Annotated in this window: 5 protein-coding genes; all 5 read right to left on the reverse strand. The window is 58.0% G+C overall.

Annotated features, from left to right (window positions below; translation table 11 throughout):
- Positions 1 to 43: 43 nt before the first annotated feature.
- Positions 44 to 8,425 (reverse strand): VCBS domain-containing protein, encoded by an 8,382-nt coding sequence (locus K0J45_RS02600; RefSeq protein ID WP_220044132.1) that lies wholly within the window; start codon positions 8,423 to 8,425, stop codon positions 44 to 46.
- Positions 8,426 to 8,434: 9 nt separating this feature from the next.
- Positions 8,435 to 9,760 carry an HlyD family type I secretion periplasmic adaptor subunit gene (locus tag K0J45_RS02605; RefSeq protein ID WP_011864317.1) on the reverse strand — a complete coding sequence of 442 codons (1,326 nt, stop codon included), beginning with the start codon at positions 9,758 to 9,760 and terminating at the stop codon, positions 8,435 to 8,437.
- A complete protein-coding gene (locus tag K0J45_RS02610; RefSeq protein WP_220044133.1) occupies positions 9,753 to 11,852 on the reverse strand; it encodes a peptidase domain-containing ABC transporter in 2,100 nt (699 codons plus the stop codon). Before K0J45_RS02610 ends, K0J45_RS02605 begins: the two co-directional genes overlap by 8 nt.
- Positions 11,852 to 13,522, reverse strand: a complete 1,671-nt coding sequence (locus K0J45_RS02615) for an ABC transporter transmembrane domain-containing protein (protein WP_220044134.1) — start codon at positions 13,520 to 13,522, stop codon at positions 11,852 to 11,854. The genes K0J45_RS02610 and K0J45_RS02615 overlap by 1 nt, the downstream gene beginning before the upstream one ends.
- 266 nt (positions 13,523 to 13,788) lie before the next feature.
- Entirely contained in the window at positions 13,789 to 15,195 is a 1,407-nt protein-coding gene (locus K0J45_RS02620) for a tetrathionate reductase family octaheme c-type cytochrome (protein ID WP_220044135.1), read from the reverse strand.
- Between the last annotated feature and the right edge of the window lie 34 nt (positions 15,196 to 15,229).

Genomic DNA, 15,229 nt, shown 5'->3' on the forward strand with positions numbered 1-15,229 from the left:
TTAGGTTAAATGCAAAGGCCCGCGAGCGGGCCTTTCTTATGCCTTAAAACTGGTTGTGCATATCGTTTAAGGCGTTGTGTAGCAGCTCGTCGTCATGGGCACTGGCATGCTGATCGTCTCTGGGATCGTCGATATCCACAAGCGATGGATGAGGCTTCTCTTTCTCATGCTCCTCCAGCAGCGGGTTGTCGAACTGATCCGCCGGGGTCAGGGTGAGATCGTCGGCGTCGAAGTGCTCCGTGGCCATCAGGGGCGTCTCCAGATCAGGCTGAGGCTTAGTGTGATTCTCGACTTGCGCCAGATCCTGCTGACTCAGCCCCACCATCTGCAGATAGTGATCCACGGGGGCGAGCGCCGCAGCCATAGCTGGGCGGGCGTCCGCCTCTGTATGAGAGGGTTCGGCGCCACTCGCCGCCAACTCATGGGGATGATTAACAGGCTTCTCATCTTGATCCGCCGGGTGCCGAGCATGCCTATCCTCTGCCTCGCCTTCGCTTGCCTGGATGACGATGACCTGGGCGTCATCACTGGCGTCCTGGTTGTCATCCCATTGGGGAGTATCGTGCAGCTCAGGCGGCGGTGGCGGCGGGGCTGGGCTAGTGGTGACAGGGGTGACCGTCATATCTACCAACTGGGTCGATAGTTGGTTATGACCACTGTGACCGTGAACATAGGTGATATCCAGATTCACTTCCACATCCACATTGGAGGAGTGGCTGTCGTGATAGAGGATATGAAAGATATCGTGATGGGTTTCCGAGGTGGTTTCCCCCGCCCAGTGGGTGCCGCCGGCAGCCTTGTCGCCAGGTGTCGGTGCCTGGTTATAGACATAATCCACATGGCCGGTATCTGGATCTATGGTGAGTGTGCCGTACTGGCCCCTGAGGCTCAGGGTGGGGTGACCATGACCGTCATCGATCGCCCAGGCGCCAGTGGTAGGGGCGTTGGGGGTAAGCTGTTGCAGTAGCGGCGGCGCAATCAGATCGCCCGAGATGTGGGAGCCTATGGCGCCAGTCCCCGTCGGCGTGGGCGGCGTAAGAAAACTCATGCTGGGGATCGGGTTTGCGTGGTCGACCACATACAGGGGGCTGCTCATCTGTGCCTGGTTACCCGCCAGATCGCTGACCATGGCCTTGATCTCTAGGCTGCCGCCCGGCAAGGCATCGACCTCGGCGGCGCTCAGCTGAGTGCTCCAGCAACCGTTATGCACGTTGGCATGGTATTGCTGTCCACCGATGGAGACGGTCACCCTCTGCCCCTCTTCGACATTAGTGACCGTGCCGCTGATGGTAAGGGCTTGATGCTGCTCGCCGGCCTGTAGCATGTTGTCGCCGGCGATGGGGTTCATGTCTATGCTGGCCTGGGTATCGACCCGGTATTGATGGCTCTCCGTGGCGCTTCCCTGGTTACCGGCAAGATCTGTGGTGGTCAGGGAGGCATTGATCTCATGGGCGCCGGCCAGCTCGCTACCGGGCACCTGCACGCTGAAATGCCCTTGGTTGTCCACCTGTCCCTGATAGGTCTGTTGCCCTATGGCCAGGGTGATTGGCGTACCGGCGGGCACCTCGCTGTTGACGCTGCCCGTGACCGCTATGCTTCTGCCTGCCTCGGCGGCATTGACCAGATTATCTGGCGTGATGGCGTCGAGTCGTATCTGGGGGAGCGGCGCCTGATTATCCAGCTCAAAGTCGAGTTGGGTGTGGGGTGATGCGTGGCCGAAGGCGTCGGTCTGGCGCACCCACAGTTGGTTGTGGCCCTGCACCGGGGTAAATTGCGACTGCCAATGCTGACCGCCGTCGATCGAATATTCCACTTGCATGCCCGCGAGCTGGCCACCTATGGTCAGGCTGGCGTCTGTGGTGATGCCATCGCTGCTGGATTGGCCGGTATCATGGGTCAGCGCCAGGGTGAGAGGGGGAATATTGGTGTTGAGGCTGAGCGGTAAGCCGTTAAATTGGCTGCTGCTGGCCGAGGCCTGATTGCCCGCTACGTCTTGCCCGCGCACGCTGATGGTGAGCTCGCCATCGGGCAGCGATGAGAGGTCGATATGCTCGAAATTAATATACTGATGATCGGGATGACTCACGCTGCCACCTATGGCGCCGTGATGTTGAGGGTCGATCACCAAGGGCTGACCGCCGCCACTGCTGCCGATCACCAGCTGAGTCAGCTCGCTATCCTTGGGCAGGTAGACCTGCACCACCAACTCGCCATGGCCATTCAGGGAGGCGCTATGTACGGCTATGTCTGTCTGGGTGTCGAGTGTGAACGCCAGCGGTGTGGACTGCACAGTTTGTTGATTGCCGGGGGCCTGGGCACTGGCAGTGATCTGGTGCGCGCCCTCGCTCAGGCCGCTGAGTGCGACGCTGTAGTGGCCCTGAGCATCACTTAACACACTGGTGAGCTTGTTGCCTTGCTCATATAGGGTGACCAAGGAGAAGGGGATGTCCGTCTGCCCTTCGACCACTGGGTGAGTGTCATGGGTGATCCCGTCGCTGTCAGAGGCGCCGGTATCGCTGCTATGACTCAGAGTGAGGGTGATGGCGTTGCCTATGGTCTGTGTCGGGGGCAGCTGTGGTTTAGTGTCCACCAGCTGCGATGGGCTGGTGACAGTGGCATGCAATTGGGGTTGCAGGCCTGCGGAGGTTGGCGCTGTGAGGCTAACCCTGGCATCGAAGCTGATAAATTTGGTCTCGCTGCCGCCATGGTTATCACTGACCCGCACCTCGAAGGTGTCTGTGCCTTGGTACTGACCGCTGGCCTTGTCGTAATGCATGCCGGCGACGCTCTGATTGAGGTGGTAGCTGTAGGCGCCTGTGTCTGGGTCGACAACCAGGGTGCCAAATTGTCCCGTTTGCTGGGCAACCGAGAAGCTGTGGCTGTCTTGGCTGTCGGGATCTTGTACCGTGAGATGCCCAGTGGTGCTGGAGAGCTGCGCCACGTCTAGCTTGGGAGCATCGTTGGTGCCGGTTATCTTGATGACGATATCCTGCGCCGTGCCGTCTAAGGTATAGACTCTGTGGGTAACCAAGACCTCCTGATGTTCGCTCAGCTGTTGTAGCCTGGCGTTGTCGACGTCGTAGGTCCAGCTGCCGTCGGCGCCGATATGTAGGCTACCGCCGAAGGGATCGTCCACTTGTGTCGCCGTGCCCGCTTGGAAGGCCGCCTGTCCCGCGTCGGGATCCTGCACATTGAGCTGGCCCGAGATGGCTATCTGGTTGTGGGCGTCCTGATGTTGATCTTCGACTAGCTCGCCCCGGGTATCCCCTGAGACCTGGGCCTGATCACTCACCGCTGCCAGTGTGGTGCTGGCGCCTGTGTGAGTCACTCCGCCGTGGGCATCTTTGACGTCATAGGTAAAGTGTACCTCGCCGTTGTAGTCTTTCTCTGGCGTGAAGGTGAAGCTGCCGTCGGGGTTGGTGGTGATAGTTCCATGATCGGCCTGGAGATTGGCGACCGTAAGTAGTCCGGCGTCGTTGTCGTCGATATCCTTGGCGTTGGCTAGCAACTGCGCCGGGGTGAGCCGCATCTGGGTATCTTCCTGGCCGGCTGGAAGTATCTGGGTGGCGCTAACCACGGGGGCATCGTTGGTGCCCTCTAGGGTGATCGTGATATCTTTACTTGTGCCATCGGCGCTGTAGACTCGATAGACGACCTGCTCAAACTGTCCCTTACCCAAGTGTTGGAGGGCGTTATTTGAGACTACGTACTGCCACACTCCATGCTTCTCGATATCCAGGCTGCCACCGAAGGGATCCGAGATTGCCTGAGCGTCGTGAGTCGCTCTAAAATAGCTCTCCCCCTTATCTGGATCATGAACGTCCAGGGACCCAGTGTAGTGCAGGGTATTGTGCGCATCGCCGGCAGGATAATAATCTTCCTTAAGGTTGCCCTTGTCTTCTCCCGTGATGACGGCGGCATCGTCTTGTCCTGAGATCTTGATAGTGATCGGCTGCTCTGTGCCATCGACGCTATGCACCATCAGGGTTTCGCTGAGGTACTTGCCAGATTTGAGACCTTGTATCGCGGGCTGGGCGTTATCCGCAGTGTAGGTCCAGTGGCCGAGATCGTTGATGGTGAGGGTGCCGTATTGGCCTTGCAGGCTGGTGGCGATGAACTGCGCTTCGCCATGATCGGCATCGGTTACGCTCAGGGCACCGTCCACCCTGAGCTGACCCTGATAGAGATCTCTGTCTTCGGTAACCGCCCCCGTTGCAGCACCGCCAATCACAGCCCTGTCGTCCGTGCCATTGATGGTAACCGTGACTTTCTGCTCGCTGCCGTCAATGCTGTGAACAAACAGGGTCTCGGTGAGTGACTCGCCGGACTTGAGCCCCTGAATGGCGGCCTGGGCATTGTCGGCTGTGTAAGTCCAGTGGCCTAAGTCATTGATTGTCAGGGTGCCGTACTGACCCTGAAGTGTGGTGGCGATGAACTGGTTTTGGCCGGTGTCGGCATCGGTCACCGTGAGCGCGCCATCGACTCTTAGCTGCCCCTGATAGAGGTCTTTGTCTTCGGCAACCGACCCGGTTGAAGCGTCGCCAATGACCGCCTTGTCGTCGGTGCCATTGATGGTCACGGTGACCTTCTGTTCGGTGCCATCGATTGAGTGTACATAAAGAGTTTCGGTGAGTGATTCGCCAGACTTGAGCCCCTGAATGGCGGTTTGAGAATTGTCGGCTGTGTAAGTCCAGTGACCGAGGTCGTTAATAGTGAGCGTGCCGTATTGGCCTTGCAAGCTGGTGGCAACAAATTGGTTTTGTCCGCTGTCGGGATCGGTGACAGTGAGCGCGCCATCGATCCTGAGTTGACCCTGGTACAGATCTTTGTCTTCGGTCATGGCTCCCGTGGCGGCGCCACCAATGACTGCCTTGTCATCAGTGCCATTGATGGTGACTGTGACTTTCTGCTCGCTGCCGTCAATTGAGTGAACAACCAGAGTCTCGGTGAGTGACTCGCCGGATTTGAGTCCCTGAATAGCGGTTTGAGCGTTGTCGGCAGTGTAAGCCCAGTGACCGAGATCGTTGATGGTCAGGGTGCCGTATTGGCCCTGCAAACTAGTGGCGACAAATTGCGCCTCGCCGTGGTCGGCATCGGTGACCGTCAGCGCGCCATCGACTCTTAGTTGGCCTTGATAGAGATCTCTGTCCTCGGTCACGCTGGCTGATGCGGCGCCGCCAATCACAGCCTTATCGTCGATGCCATTGATGGTGACAGTCACCTTCTGCTCGCTGCCGTCAATGCTGTGAACATATAGAGTTTCGGTGAGTGACTCGCCGGACTTTAGCCCCTGAATGGCGACCTGTGAGTTGTAGGCCGTGTAAGTCCAGTGGCCGAGATCGTTGATAGTCAGGGTGCCATATTGGCCCTGCAGGCTGGTGGCAATGAACTGGTTTTGGCCGCTGTAGGCATCGGTCACCGTCAGCGCACCGTCCACCCTCAGCTGTCCCTGATAGAGGTCTCTGTCTTCGGTAACCGCCCCTGTTGAAGCGCCACCAATGACCGCCTTGTCGTCCGTGCCATTGATGGTGACAGAAACCTTCTGCTCTGTACCATCGACCGAGTGTACATAAAGAGTTTCGGTGAGTGACTCGCCGGACTTTAGCCCCTGAATGGCGGCTTGGGAGTTATCGGCCGTGTAGGTCCAGTGGCCGAGGTTGTTGATGGTCAGGGTACCGTATTGGCCTTGCAGGCTGGTGGCAATGAACTGGTTTTGGCCACTGTCGGCATCGGTCACCGTCAGCGCGCCATCGACCCTTAGCTGCCCCTGATAGAGATCTTTGTCCTCAGTTACAGTTCCCGTGGCCGTGCCGCCTATTACCGCTTTGTCGTCGGTGCCATTGATGCTGACTGTGACCTTCTGCTCTGTGCCATCAATGCTGTGAACAAACAGGGTCTCTGTGAGTGACTCGCCGGACTTGAGTCCTTGAATGGCTGTTTGAGCGTTGTCGGCGGTGTAGGTCCAGTGGCCGAGGTCGTTAATAGTCAGAGTGCCATATTGGCCCTGTAGGCTGGTGGCGATAAATTGCGCCTCACCATGATCAGCGTCGGTGACCGTGAGCGCGCCATCGACCCTTAGTTGCCCCTGAAAGAGATCTTTGTCCTCGGTTACAGTCCCAGTGGCCGTGCCGCCTATAACCGCCTTATCGTCGGTACCATTAATGGTGACGATCACCTTCTGCTCTGTGCCATCGATTGAGTGTACATAAAGAGTTTCGGTGAGCGACTCACCAGCTTTTAGCCCCTGAATGGCGGTTTGAGAGTTATCGGCGGTGTAGGTCCAATGACCGAGGTCGTTAATGGTCAGGGTGCCGTATTGGCCTTGCAGGCTAGTGGCGATGAACTGGTTTTGGCCACTGTCGGCATCGGTGACCGTCAGCGCGCCGTCGACTCTTAGTAGGCCCTGATAGAGGTCTTTGTCTTCGGTCACGGCTCCCGTGGTGGCGCCAATCACCGCCTTGTCGTCTGTACCATTGATGGTGACCGTGACCTTCTGATCGCTGCCATCAATTGAGTGAACAACCAGAGTCTCGGTGAGGGACTCGCCAGACTTGAGCCCTTGTATCGCGGACTGAGAGTTGTCGGCTGTGTAGGTCCAGTGCCCCAAATCATTGATGATGAGTGTGCCGTATTGGCCTTGCAGGCTGGTGGCAATGAAGTGAGCATCGCCGCCATCGGGATCGATCACCGTCAGTTGCCCCGATGTCTGTAGCTGCCCGGCGACCAGGTCTCTGTCTTCTGTCACCGAGCCGCTGGCCATGCCATGGATGATGGCTCGCTGATCTGCGCCGTGAACTTCTATTGTCACTATCTGGCTGACGGGTTGTCCCGAGCTGTCGGTTGCCGTGACTCTGAAGGTCTCAGTGGCCACCTGGCCTGCATGTAGGGCCAGGGTGTTGGGCGAGCTATTATCGAGCCGATACTGCCAGACACCTGTATCTGGGTCGATCACTAGCTCGCCATAGACGCCTGATGAATGGGGCACCGCCCAATGAATGCTGTCTCCCGTGTCCGGATCCGTAGCGATCAATTGTCCCGATACCCGATCAACCGAGCCCAGCTCGTTGAGGCTGGCGTGATGAACTCCGGAGATCACCGGCAGATCGTTACTGCCCTCGACGGCGACGCATATGACGCTGCTGACTCTGTTGCCCAGATTGTCTGTGGCCGTAATGGTAAAGGTTTCATTGTGGTGCTCGCCTTCGAACAGGGCATTGGTCTTGGCATCGAAGTTATTGAGGTGATAGTGCCACTCACCCGTGCTGGGATTGAGCACAAGATCGCCATATTGCCCCTTGCTGGTCTCCACCGACCAGGTGACGGCGTCCTTAGTGTCGCCGCTGGCCGCGAGTTTGCCCGATACCGTATCGATAACACTATTTTCTTTAATCGTTTGAAAATCTTGTTGACTATCAATGTGTAACGGATTTTCATGCGTGCCAGTGCCAGTGCCAGTGCCAGTGCCAGTGCCAGTGCCAGTGCCAGTGCCAGTGCCAGTGCCAGTGCCAGTGCCAGTGCCAGTGCCAGTGCCAGTGCCAGTGCCAGTGCCAGTGCCAGTGCCAGTGCCAGTGCCAGTGCCAGTGCCAGTGCCAGTGCCAGTGCCAGTGCCAGTGCCAGTGCCAGTGCCAGTGCCAGTGCCAGTGCCAGTGCCCGTCAGCGAGACCTGTGGGTCGGTAGTGGGGCGGTCAGTTGTTGGGGGCTGAGTGCCTGTTTGCTGAGTGCCTGGCTGCTGTGTCGAGCCTGTGCTCGGCTGTGGTGGCTTATGAGCTTGTGTCTCGCTAATCGTCAGGGTCACCTGAAAGGCGGGCGGCTTGCCGTCTGAGGTGAGGGCGTGAGCAAGAGGCGTCAGGCTTGGGGTCTGGGCTGTGCCTTTTTCGAAGCCGCTAAACTCCTCTATTCCCGTGGTCTGCGCTGCGCGGTGGGCCAGCTTATTATGCGGCTGTGCCGCATTTGCTTGTGCTCCTGGCGCTTGAGCTTCCTGTGGCTGGGCTTCTTGTGGCTGAACCTCTTGGGACTGACTTTGCTGTGACTGAGCCGCTGACGCCATCTTATCGTCTAATTCTGTTGAGCTTGGTGTCTGCTCTGCCTGAGCCATTGGGCCCTGATCTGCACTATTTGCCAGATCTGCATCTAGTTGCTCTGGCTCTGCGCCTGCGCTGGCGGCTGTGTGCCAAGGCTTATCTGCCACCAGATCTTGATTGAAGCGGCTCGTTGTCTTGCCATCGCGATACTCTTCGGCTTTGAGCTTTTGGACCGCCTTGTCCTGCGCCCTGGCGAGACGTTTCGCCTCGCGCTCACGTCGCTGAGCCTCTGTTAACGGTTCCGGCTCGCTCGCCGCCTGCGAATTGGTTTGCGGCTTAGCCCGATTCCTAGCCTGACTAGATTCGTCCTGAGGTGGCGTGTTGGGGCGCTTATCTTGGCTCATGGCGTTCTCCTAACGTTCACCAAAGGCTTCGGTCACATTGGTAAAAACGGGCTTCCACAGGTATTGGAAGACTGTCTTGTCGCCTGTCACTATGTCGGCTTCTCCCGTCATGCCGGGGATCAACGCCAGCTTGTCGGGTTGGTCGCCGAAGTAGGGCTTGTCTATGGCGATCTGTACCTTGTAGAAGACGCCACCCTTCTCGTCGGCGTCCGTGCTGGGGGAGATCTTCTTCACCAGCCCATCGATGGCGCCGTAGCGGCTGTAGTCGAAGGCATCTATCTTGATGCGGGCCTTCTGCCCGACGGTGACGAAGCCTATGTCTCTTGGGGACAGTTTGGCCTCTAGCAGCGCAGTGGGTGTGGTAGGGACTATCACCGCCACGGTACCGCCTGGCTGGATCACGCTACCCGCCGAGTTGTTGGGGATAGATTGAATGATGCCATCTACAGGTGAGGTGACCCGGTTCTGCTGCACCAGGGAGTCAGAGGATTTGAGCCGGGCAACTATGCCCAGCAGTTCGGCCTGGGCGTCGGTGCGTTTCTCACCCACCTCGTTGAAGAGGCTCGCCTGCTTCTGGGCCAGTTGTTTCTCTTGATTGTCTATGTTGCGTTGCAGCACGCTGCGACGCCCCTCCAGCACCTTGAGCTCACGGATATAGGCGTCGAGCTTCTGTTGTGACTCCAGCATTCTAAGCTTAGAAACTGCCTGTTGCTCCTTGACCGAGTTCATCATCTTGAGGGTCTGTTCTACCGAGCGGATCTGATCCTTGAGCGGGGTGATCTCCTGCTCGACACTGGCCAGCTCAGCCTCAGACTTGGCCACATCAGATTCGGACAGGGCGATGATCGCCTGCTTCTCCTGATTCATACGTGCCAGGGCGTTGATGTGCTGAGCCACCAGGGCGGGGAAGCCTAGCTGATAGGCGTTGAAGTCGGGCTCGCGCTCCTCGAGGAAGGCGGTGTATCTCTCTATCTTCAGCTCCAGGTTGGCCTGCTTGCTTTGTAGCTCCTCCTTCAGCGCCTGGCTGTCGGTGGCGACAAAGTTAGCGATAAGGTCGCCCTTCTGGACCAGATCTCCCTCGGCGACGGCGATCGATGCCAGGGTGCCGCCGGTCTGGCTCTGGATCACCTGCCTGTGACCCAGAGGCACCACCTGGCCTTTGGCCTTGGCGATCTCCTCTATGTTGGTGAAGATAGACCAGATCAGCAGAATGAAGACGGCCGTGGCGATAAAGAAGGTGATGCGGCGAATGGCGCGCTTCTCGGCGGGCGCCTCGACGGCCTCGGTAAATTCGTGTTCAGGCCATGAACGCTGAGTGAGTTGGCTGTCATTCATTTTGTGAGGCCTCCATGCTGGGGGTTGAGTCCTGGTTGGTTGCACCTTGTGTCGTCACACTGTCTTGGTTAGGCAGCGGACCTGCGTAGACCACAGTGCCCTTGTCGAGGATCACCACCTTGTCGGCCTGTTGAATCAGTGCCTGATCGTGAGTGGTGAATAGGATGGTGGTCTTGCCCTTGAGATGCCTGAGGGTCTGGATAAAGGCCTGTCTGGCAAAGGGATTGCGATTGGCTATCGGCTCATCCATCACCAGCAGGGGGGAGCCTTTCAACAGGGCCCTTGCCAGGCTGATATAGCTGCTTTCTACCGCCGAGAACATGCTGGTGCCGCGGGAGAATAGGTTGGCATCTATGTTCTGTTTCAGCGCCTGCAGTAGCGAGGCGCCGCCGGCATCCGTGAGGGCCTGCTTAAGCTCTTCGTCGCTGGCCTCTGGCTTGGCCAGGCGCAGGTTGTCCGCCAGGGTGCCGGGTAAGATCTCGCTGTTGGTGGGGCTGTAGGCGGCCCACTGACGGAAGATCTCAGGGTCGAACTGTTTCAGGTTTTTGCCGTTGACGGTGACGAAGCCGGCCTGGGGCTCGATAACTCCTATGGCGGTGAGCAGCAGCGAGGTCTTGCCGCTGCCGTTGGGGCCTATGATGGCCACCGTCTCGCCGGCTTCGATGTCGAGGGTGACACCGGAGAGGGCGGGCTCGCTATCGGCGCTGTATCTCAGGGTCACATGCTTAAAGGAGAGCGTTGGTGTCTGGTTGAGATTTGGCGAGTCGAGCCTGAGCTCATTGAACTCTGTGGTCACGCCCATGAAACGGTCGAACTGATCGACGGCGCCCTTGAGCAGGGTAAATTTCTGCCGCGAGGCGAAGGCCAGCTGCGCCGGGCCTGTGATCCGCCAGATCAACATGACGCAGGCGATCAGCGCTCCCGGGGTGATGCTCTGGTTGAGCACCAGGAAGATGCCGGTAAACACTGTGGCTAGGGCGGCAAACAGCCCCATGGCATGGGCCACCGCCGCGTTGAGTCCCGCACGTTTGCTGTAGAGAAAGTTCTGCCGACAATTTTCCCGGGCGCGGCGCATAAATTGCTCGTACCAGGCACCACTCTCGCCGGCGCTCTTAAGCGGTAGCAGGTGAGTCGAGAGCTCGTTCAGGCTGTTCTGATATTCGCCGCTGATGGTGGGTGCGGCGGCCTGGGTAAATTTGTCCAGCGCCTTCATCACCAGATAGAAGAGCAGCAACATGCATAGCGGCACCAGCACCAAAACACCACTCAATAGGGTAATGGCGACCAGAGCGATGAGGGTAAAGGGCAGATCGATGAGGCCGCCTCCGCCAGGGCCGGCCACCAGGCTGCGTACCTTCTCGGCGTTGCGCATCCTAGCGATATGGCTGGAGAGGCCGACACGTGAGAGCAGGCTAAGGGGCATGCTCAGCAGGCGGTTGAAGGTAATGCCGGAAAGATCCCTTGCGAAGCGATTGCTAACATTGGCCAGCGCCTGTGCCCTAAGCAGTCGACTGGCGACAAAAATTCCCAAGGCCAGGGCCGCACCTAGAGCTATGCTGGGTAGGATCTGCGGCGCCTGACCGCCGATGACCCTGTCGTACACCGCCATGGTAAAGAGGGGAATGGCGAGGCCACTCAGGCTGGATAGCAGACTCAGCCAGAAGATGGGGCGATACCAGGGCCTGAGCTTGGCGAGATGGGAGGCAAACACGCTGCTGCTTCGGCTCTGGGCCGGTAGGCTCTCCACCAGAAACATATGGCCGGTGCTCGGCAGCTTGTCGAGTGTGAGCCATTGATTATCTTGGCTTAAGTATTGAAAACTGTGGTTGCTGCGCCTTGCCACCATAGGTTCGCCATCCTGTGGTAGCAAGATGAAAGGGTAGACGCTGTGGACCAGGAGGTTAGCATCCAGTGCCTGCACCTTGATGCCCACATAATGCTTCTTCAGCAGAATATAGGCTTCGAGATGGGTGAGCCTGTCGTGGAGATCGCTCTTGTCTATGTTGCTGGCCTGCACGCTAAGGCCCAGCTGATGGAACAGGGCGATCAGCTGCGACTTGGGCAGATGTATTGGATCCAGGTGCTGACTCATTAGCGCGCTCCTCCTTGACCTTGACCTTGACCTTGACCTTGGCTGGCCAGCTCGCCCTGCTCGCCGAGTGCGATCTGCATGTCGCTCAGCGCCGCGACCTCATCGAAATAGGAGGCGATGACAACCGTCATCTGCCCGCGTCGCTCCATTAACACCTGTAGCAGGCGGGCCTGGGAGTCGGCATCCAGTGAAACCATAGGCTCATCCAGCAGCAGGATGGAGGGGGACTGCGCCAGGGCCCGTACCAGGGCGATCAGCTTGATTGCGCCCTTGTTGAGCACCTGATTCTCATTGCTGCCCACCTGGGTCTGATAACCCGCCGGCAGCTGCGCCAGGGTGGCCGATAGGCCGAGTTGGTCGGCGATCAGCATGGCGCTGGCCTCACGCTCGCGGCGAAATAGCGTCATGTTATCCAAGATGGAGCCGCTGAAGAGGCTGGCCCAAGGGGGAACATAGCAGATGGATTGACGGTACTCGAAGCCGTCGTGATCCTGCTGCGGCACACCCGCGATGGCGATCTGTCCACTATCCAGTTGGTGATAGGCCCCTATGGTGCTCAGCAGCAGGCTGGCATGGGTCATGGGGTTGGAGGTGACGGTGGCGATGGCGCCTGCGGGGATGGTGAGGCTGATGTTGTCGAGCCGGGCGCTGGTCTTCTCGGCGCTGACACCCTCGAAGCGAATGGGGCCGAGGGGCAGTTTTTGTTGATAGCGGGTCTGGCCGTTAAAGGTCTCCTGAGGCGTCGCGATCAAAGCATTGACCTGATCCATCGCCTCCTTGGCGCTGACATATTTGGCTCTCAGGCTGCCGATGGCGCTTAAGGGGGCGACGGCGCGACCAGCTAGGATGGAGCAGGCCGCCAAGCCACCTGTGGTGAGGTTACCGTTGAGCACCTCGAAACAGCCTATCATCACCAGGCACAGGGTGGTGGCCTGGGCGGTGCCCTGGATCAGCTCCTGTAGTTTCGCCGACAGCCAGTCGACCTCCTCCTGCTGGGCGAGGCGCTGATGATTGATCTTCTTATAGGCGTAGGTCATGCGGGACTCGAGGGCCATCGCCTTGGTGGTAGTGAGCCCTGAGAGCACCAGCATCAAGAGGCGGGTACGTTCATCCTGGCTCAGGCTTAGCTCCTTAGTGGCAAGAGAGAGTTTCTGCCCCAGCTGCCACACCCTCACGCCGGCGATCAGCCAGACGACTAAGGGGATAAACACCAGCGGCCCGCCTATGTAGGCCACCAGGGCGAGGAAGATGATCACGAAGGGGAAATCCATCAGCGCCACGGCCGCCTGGCCGGAGTAGATGTCGCGCATGGCCGCTATGCTGTGGATGCCGTGGGAGATCTTGCCCGCGCCGAGATTCTCTATGTGGTGGTAATCGGCATTGAGGAGACGTTTCACCACCCGGGTGATGGTGTGCAGCTCATAGTTGGCTGCCGAAGCGCCCAGCAGCCAGCTACGGGCGTACCTGAGTATCAGCTCCAACAGGATGGCGATAGCGACTCCAATCACAAGAACCGTTGCCGTCCCGTGTGCCTCGTTGGGCAAGATACGATCGTAGATCTGTAACATGGTGAAAGGCAGGGCGAGTGAAAGCAGATTGATAAACACAGAGGTGAGGAGCAGTTCGTTGAACGACTGATTCTGTGCGAGCAAACGAAAGGTTTTAACCATCTATGCCGTCCCTTGGAATAATTGGTGATTAAACAAGAGTGTAGTTCAATGTTGCTAGGACTAAAGCTAGCAGCTAAGACAAGGGTTAGATATAAGACAAATTTCTATACTTTTGATTTAGCTGCAAAGCTTGCCTCGTCATTATTTTGAGCGGATTGGCAGCCTGGTGGATTGGTTTACTAAATGGGTGAGTTCGATGGGCAAAAAAAGAGGCCTGGTGAACCAGACCTCTTTGCTGCAGGGAGATGACGAAAGGGGATTACAAATTACTTGGCGTGTTTAGCGCCTTTCTTGTTCTTCATTGGGTCGCCGTCGTAACCTAAGGCTTGCCAATCTAAACGCGTGCCCTTGTTGTGGCAGTCGTTACACTTGAGCGCCTGGTCTTTTGGCGAAACCATGTGGTTAATGCGCCACCACATCTCGGTTTCGGCAAAGCCATGCTCACCACTGTACTTGATGCCTTGCTGGGCCAGTGCCTGGTTAGCCTCCATGCCAAGCTTGGCGGCCTTATCCCAGTCGAACTCTTTCCAGTAGCCGCCCTTGCCATAGACCTTGGCGGTAACGAAGATGTTCTGTTTCTTGTCGTAGATCTGCTTGCCGCGATGCACCTTGAATGGGTAGATCTTGGCGGTCTTGTCTGTGATATCACCCAGTGGCGAAGTCAACTTAGTGACCTTGGATGGATCCATCTTGTCACCCACCATGTAGGCATCGGCCTTGCCGTTGTACCAGGCGTACTCAGGCTTGACCATCTTGCCCCAGACGAAGCTGCCTTTCTTCTTCATGAAGGTGTGCTTGCCATACTCGTCCACGGTTTCCTCTTGATCGCTACCCGCGGTCGACCAGTCCCAGCTCATCTTGGTGGGTTCGTTACGGGCGAAGAATGGAATGTGACAGGTCTGACAGGCGACACTGGCCGTATGGGTGTTGAGGCGCTTGTTGGCGTGTGGCGCGCTATCGTGGCAGTTTTCACAGCCGATATCGTTCTCACCGCCTGGCGATACGCCCATGGCATTACCTGTGATCTGGTGTTGCTGTGTGGTGTGACAGGTCTGGCACTGGAAGTCATTGCCATCGCTGTCCATGTGCACGTCGGTGGCCTTGTCGGGATAGGCCATGGAGGAGTCGAGATCCCCATGCTTCACCGCGTCGCCGCCGCCACCGTAGAAGTGGCAAGAGCCACAGTTGTCACGTACCGGCATGCCGACATTTTGTGCCACCCGTTCCAGGTTGACCTTAGCCAGGGCCTCGCCGGCACCGGCAGGGTCTTTAACATAGGTACCTGTGGTGTCGTGACATACCAGGCAGTCAACCTTGGTCATGTCGCTAAAGTCGAAGTTGTTGTCTTTCCAGCCATAGCCTGCGTGACAGCTGGTACATCTAGGCTCGTTGCCGGCGATAGAAGTACAGAAGTTGTTGATGGCGTTTTTCTTACCCCGTTTAACTGTGCGCCCGGGCAGCTTCTGCTCCAGTTCCCAGGTCCAGTGAGAAGACTTCATAAAGTCTTTGGCGTGATCTTCATGGCATTCGATGCACTGCTCGGTCACCTGAGAGCCCTGAGTAAAGGGTCCCTGAATGGCTTCTTTGTGCGGGTTTTCGGCTGCCGCGCCTAGACTGGCGAGGCCGAAGACTCCGGCGGCAAAGATCGCCGTGAGAGAAAGTGTGTGTTTCATGGTCTGTTCCCTACCCCCGGCCTAGGCCGGGGGA

Source organism: Shewanella alkalitolerans, from assembly GCF_019457575.1.
GTDB lineage: Bacteria > Pseudomonadota > Gammaproteobacteria > Enterobacterales > Shewanellaceae > Shewanella > Shewanella loihica.

What these genes read in the sequence shown, in the direction of transcription:
- K0J45_RS02610 (WP_220044133.1), bottom strand. Translation starts at nt 11,852, where the DNA reads ATGAGTCAGCACCTGGATCCAATACATCTGCCCAAGTCGCAGCTGATC.
- K0J45_RS02600 (WP_220044132.1), bottom strand. Translation starts at nt 8,425, where the DNA reads ATGAGCCAAGATAAGCGCCCCAACACGCCACCTCAGGACGAATCTAGT.
- K0J45_RS02605 (WP_011864317.1), bottom strand. Translation starts at nt 9,760, where the DNA reads ATGAATGACAGCCAACTCACTCAGCGTTCATGGCCTGAACACGAATTT.
- K0J45_RS02620 (WP_220044135.1), bottom strand. Translation starts at nt 15,195, where the DNA reads ATGAAACACACACTTTCTCTCACGGCGATCTTTGCCGCCGGAGTCTTC.
- K0J45_RS02615 (WP_220044134.1), bottom strand. Translation starts at nt 13,522, where the DNA reads ATGGTTAAAACCTTTCGTTTGCTCGCACAGAATCAGTCGTTCAACGAA.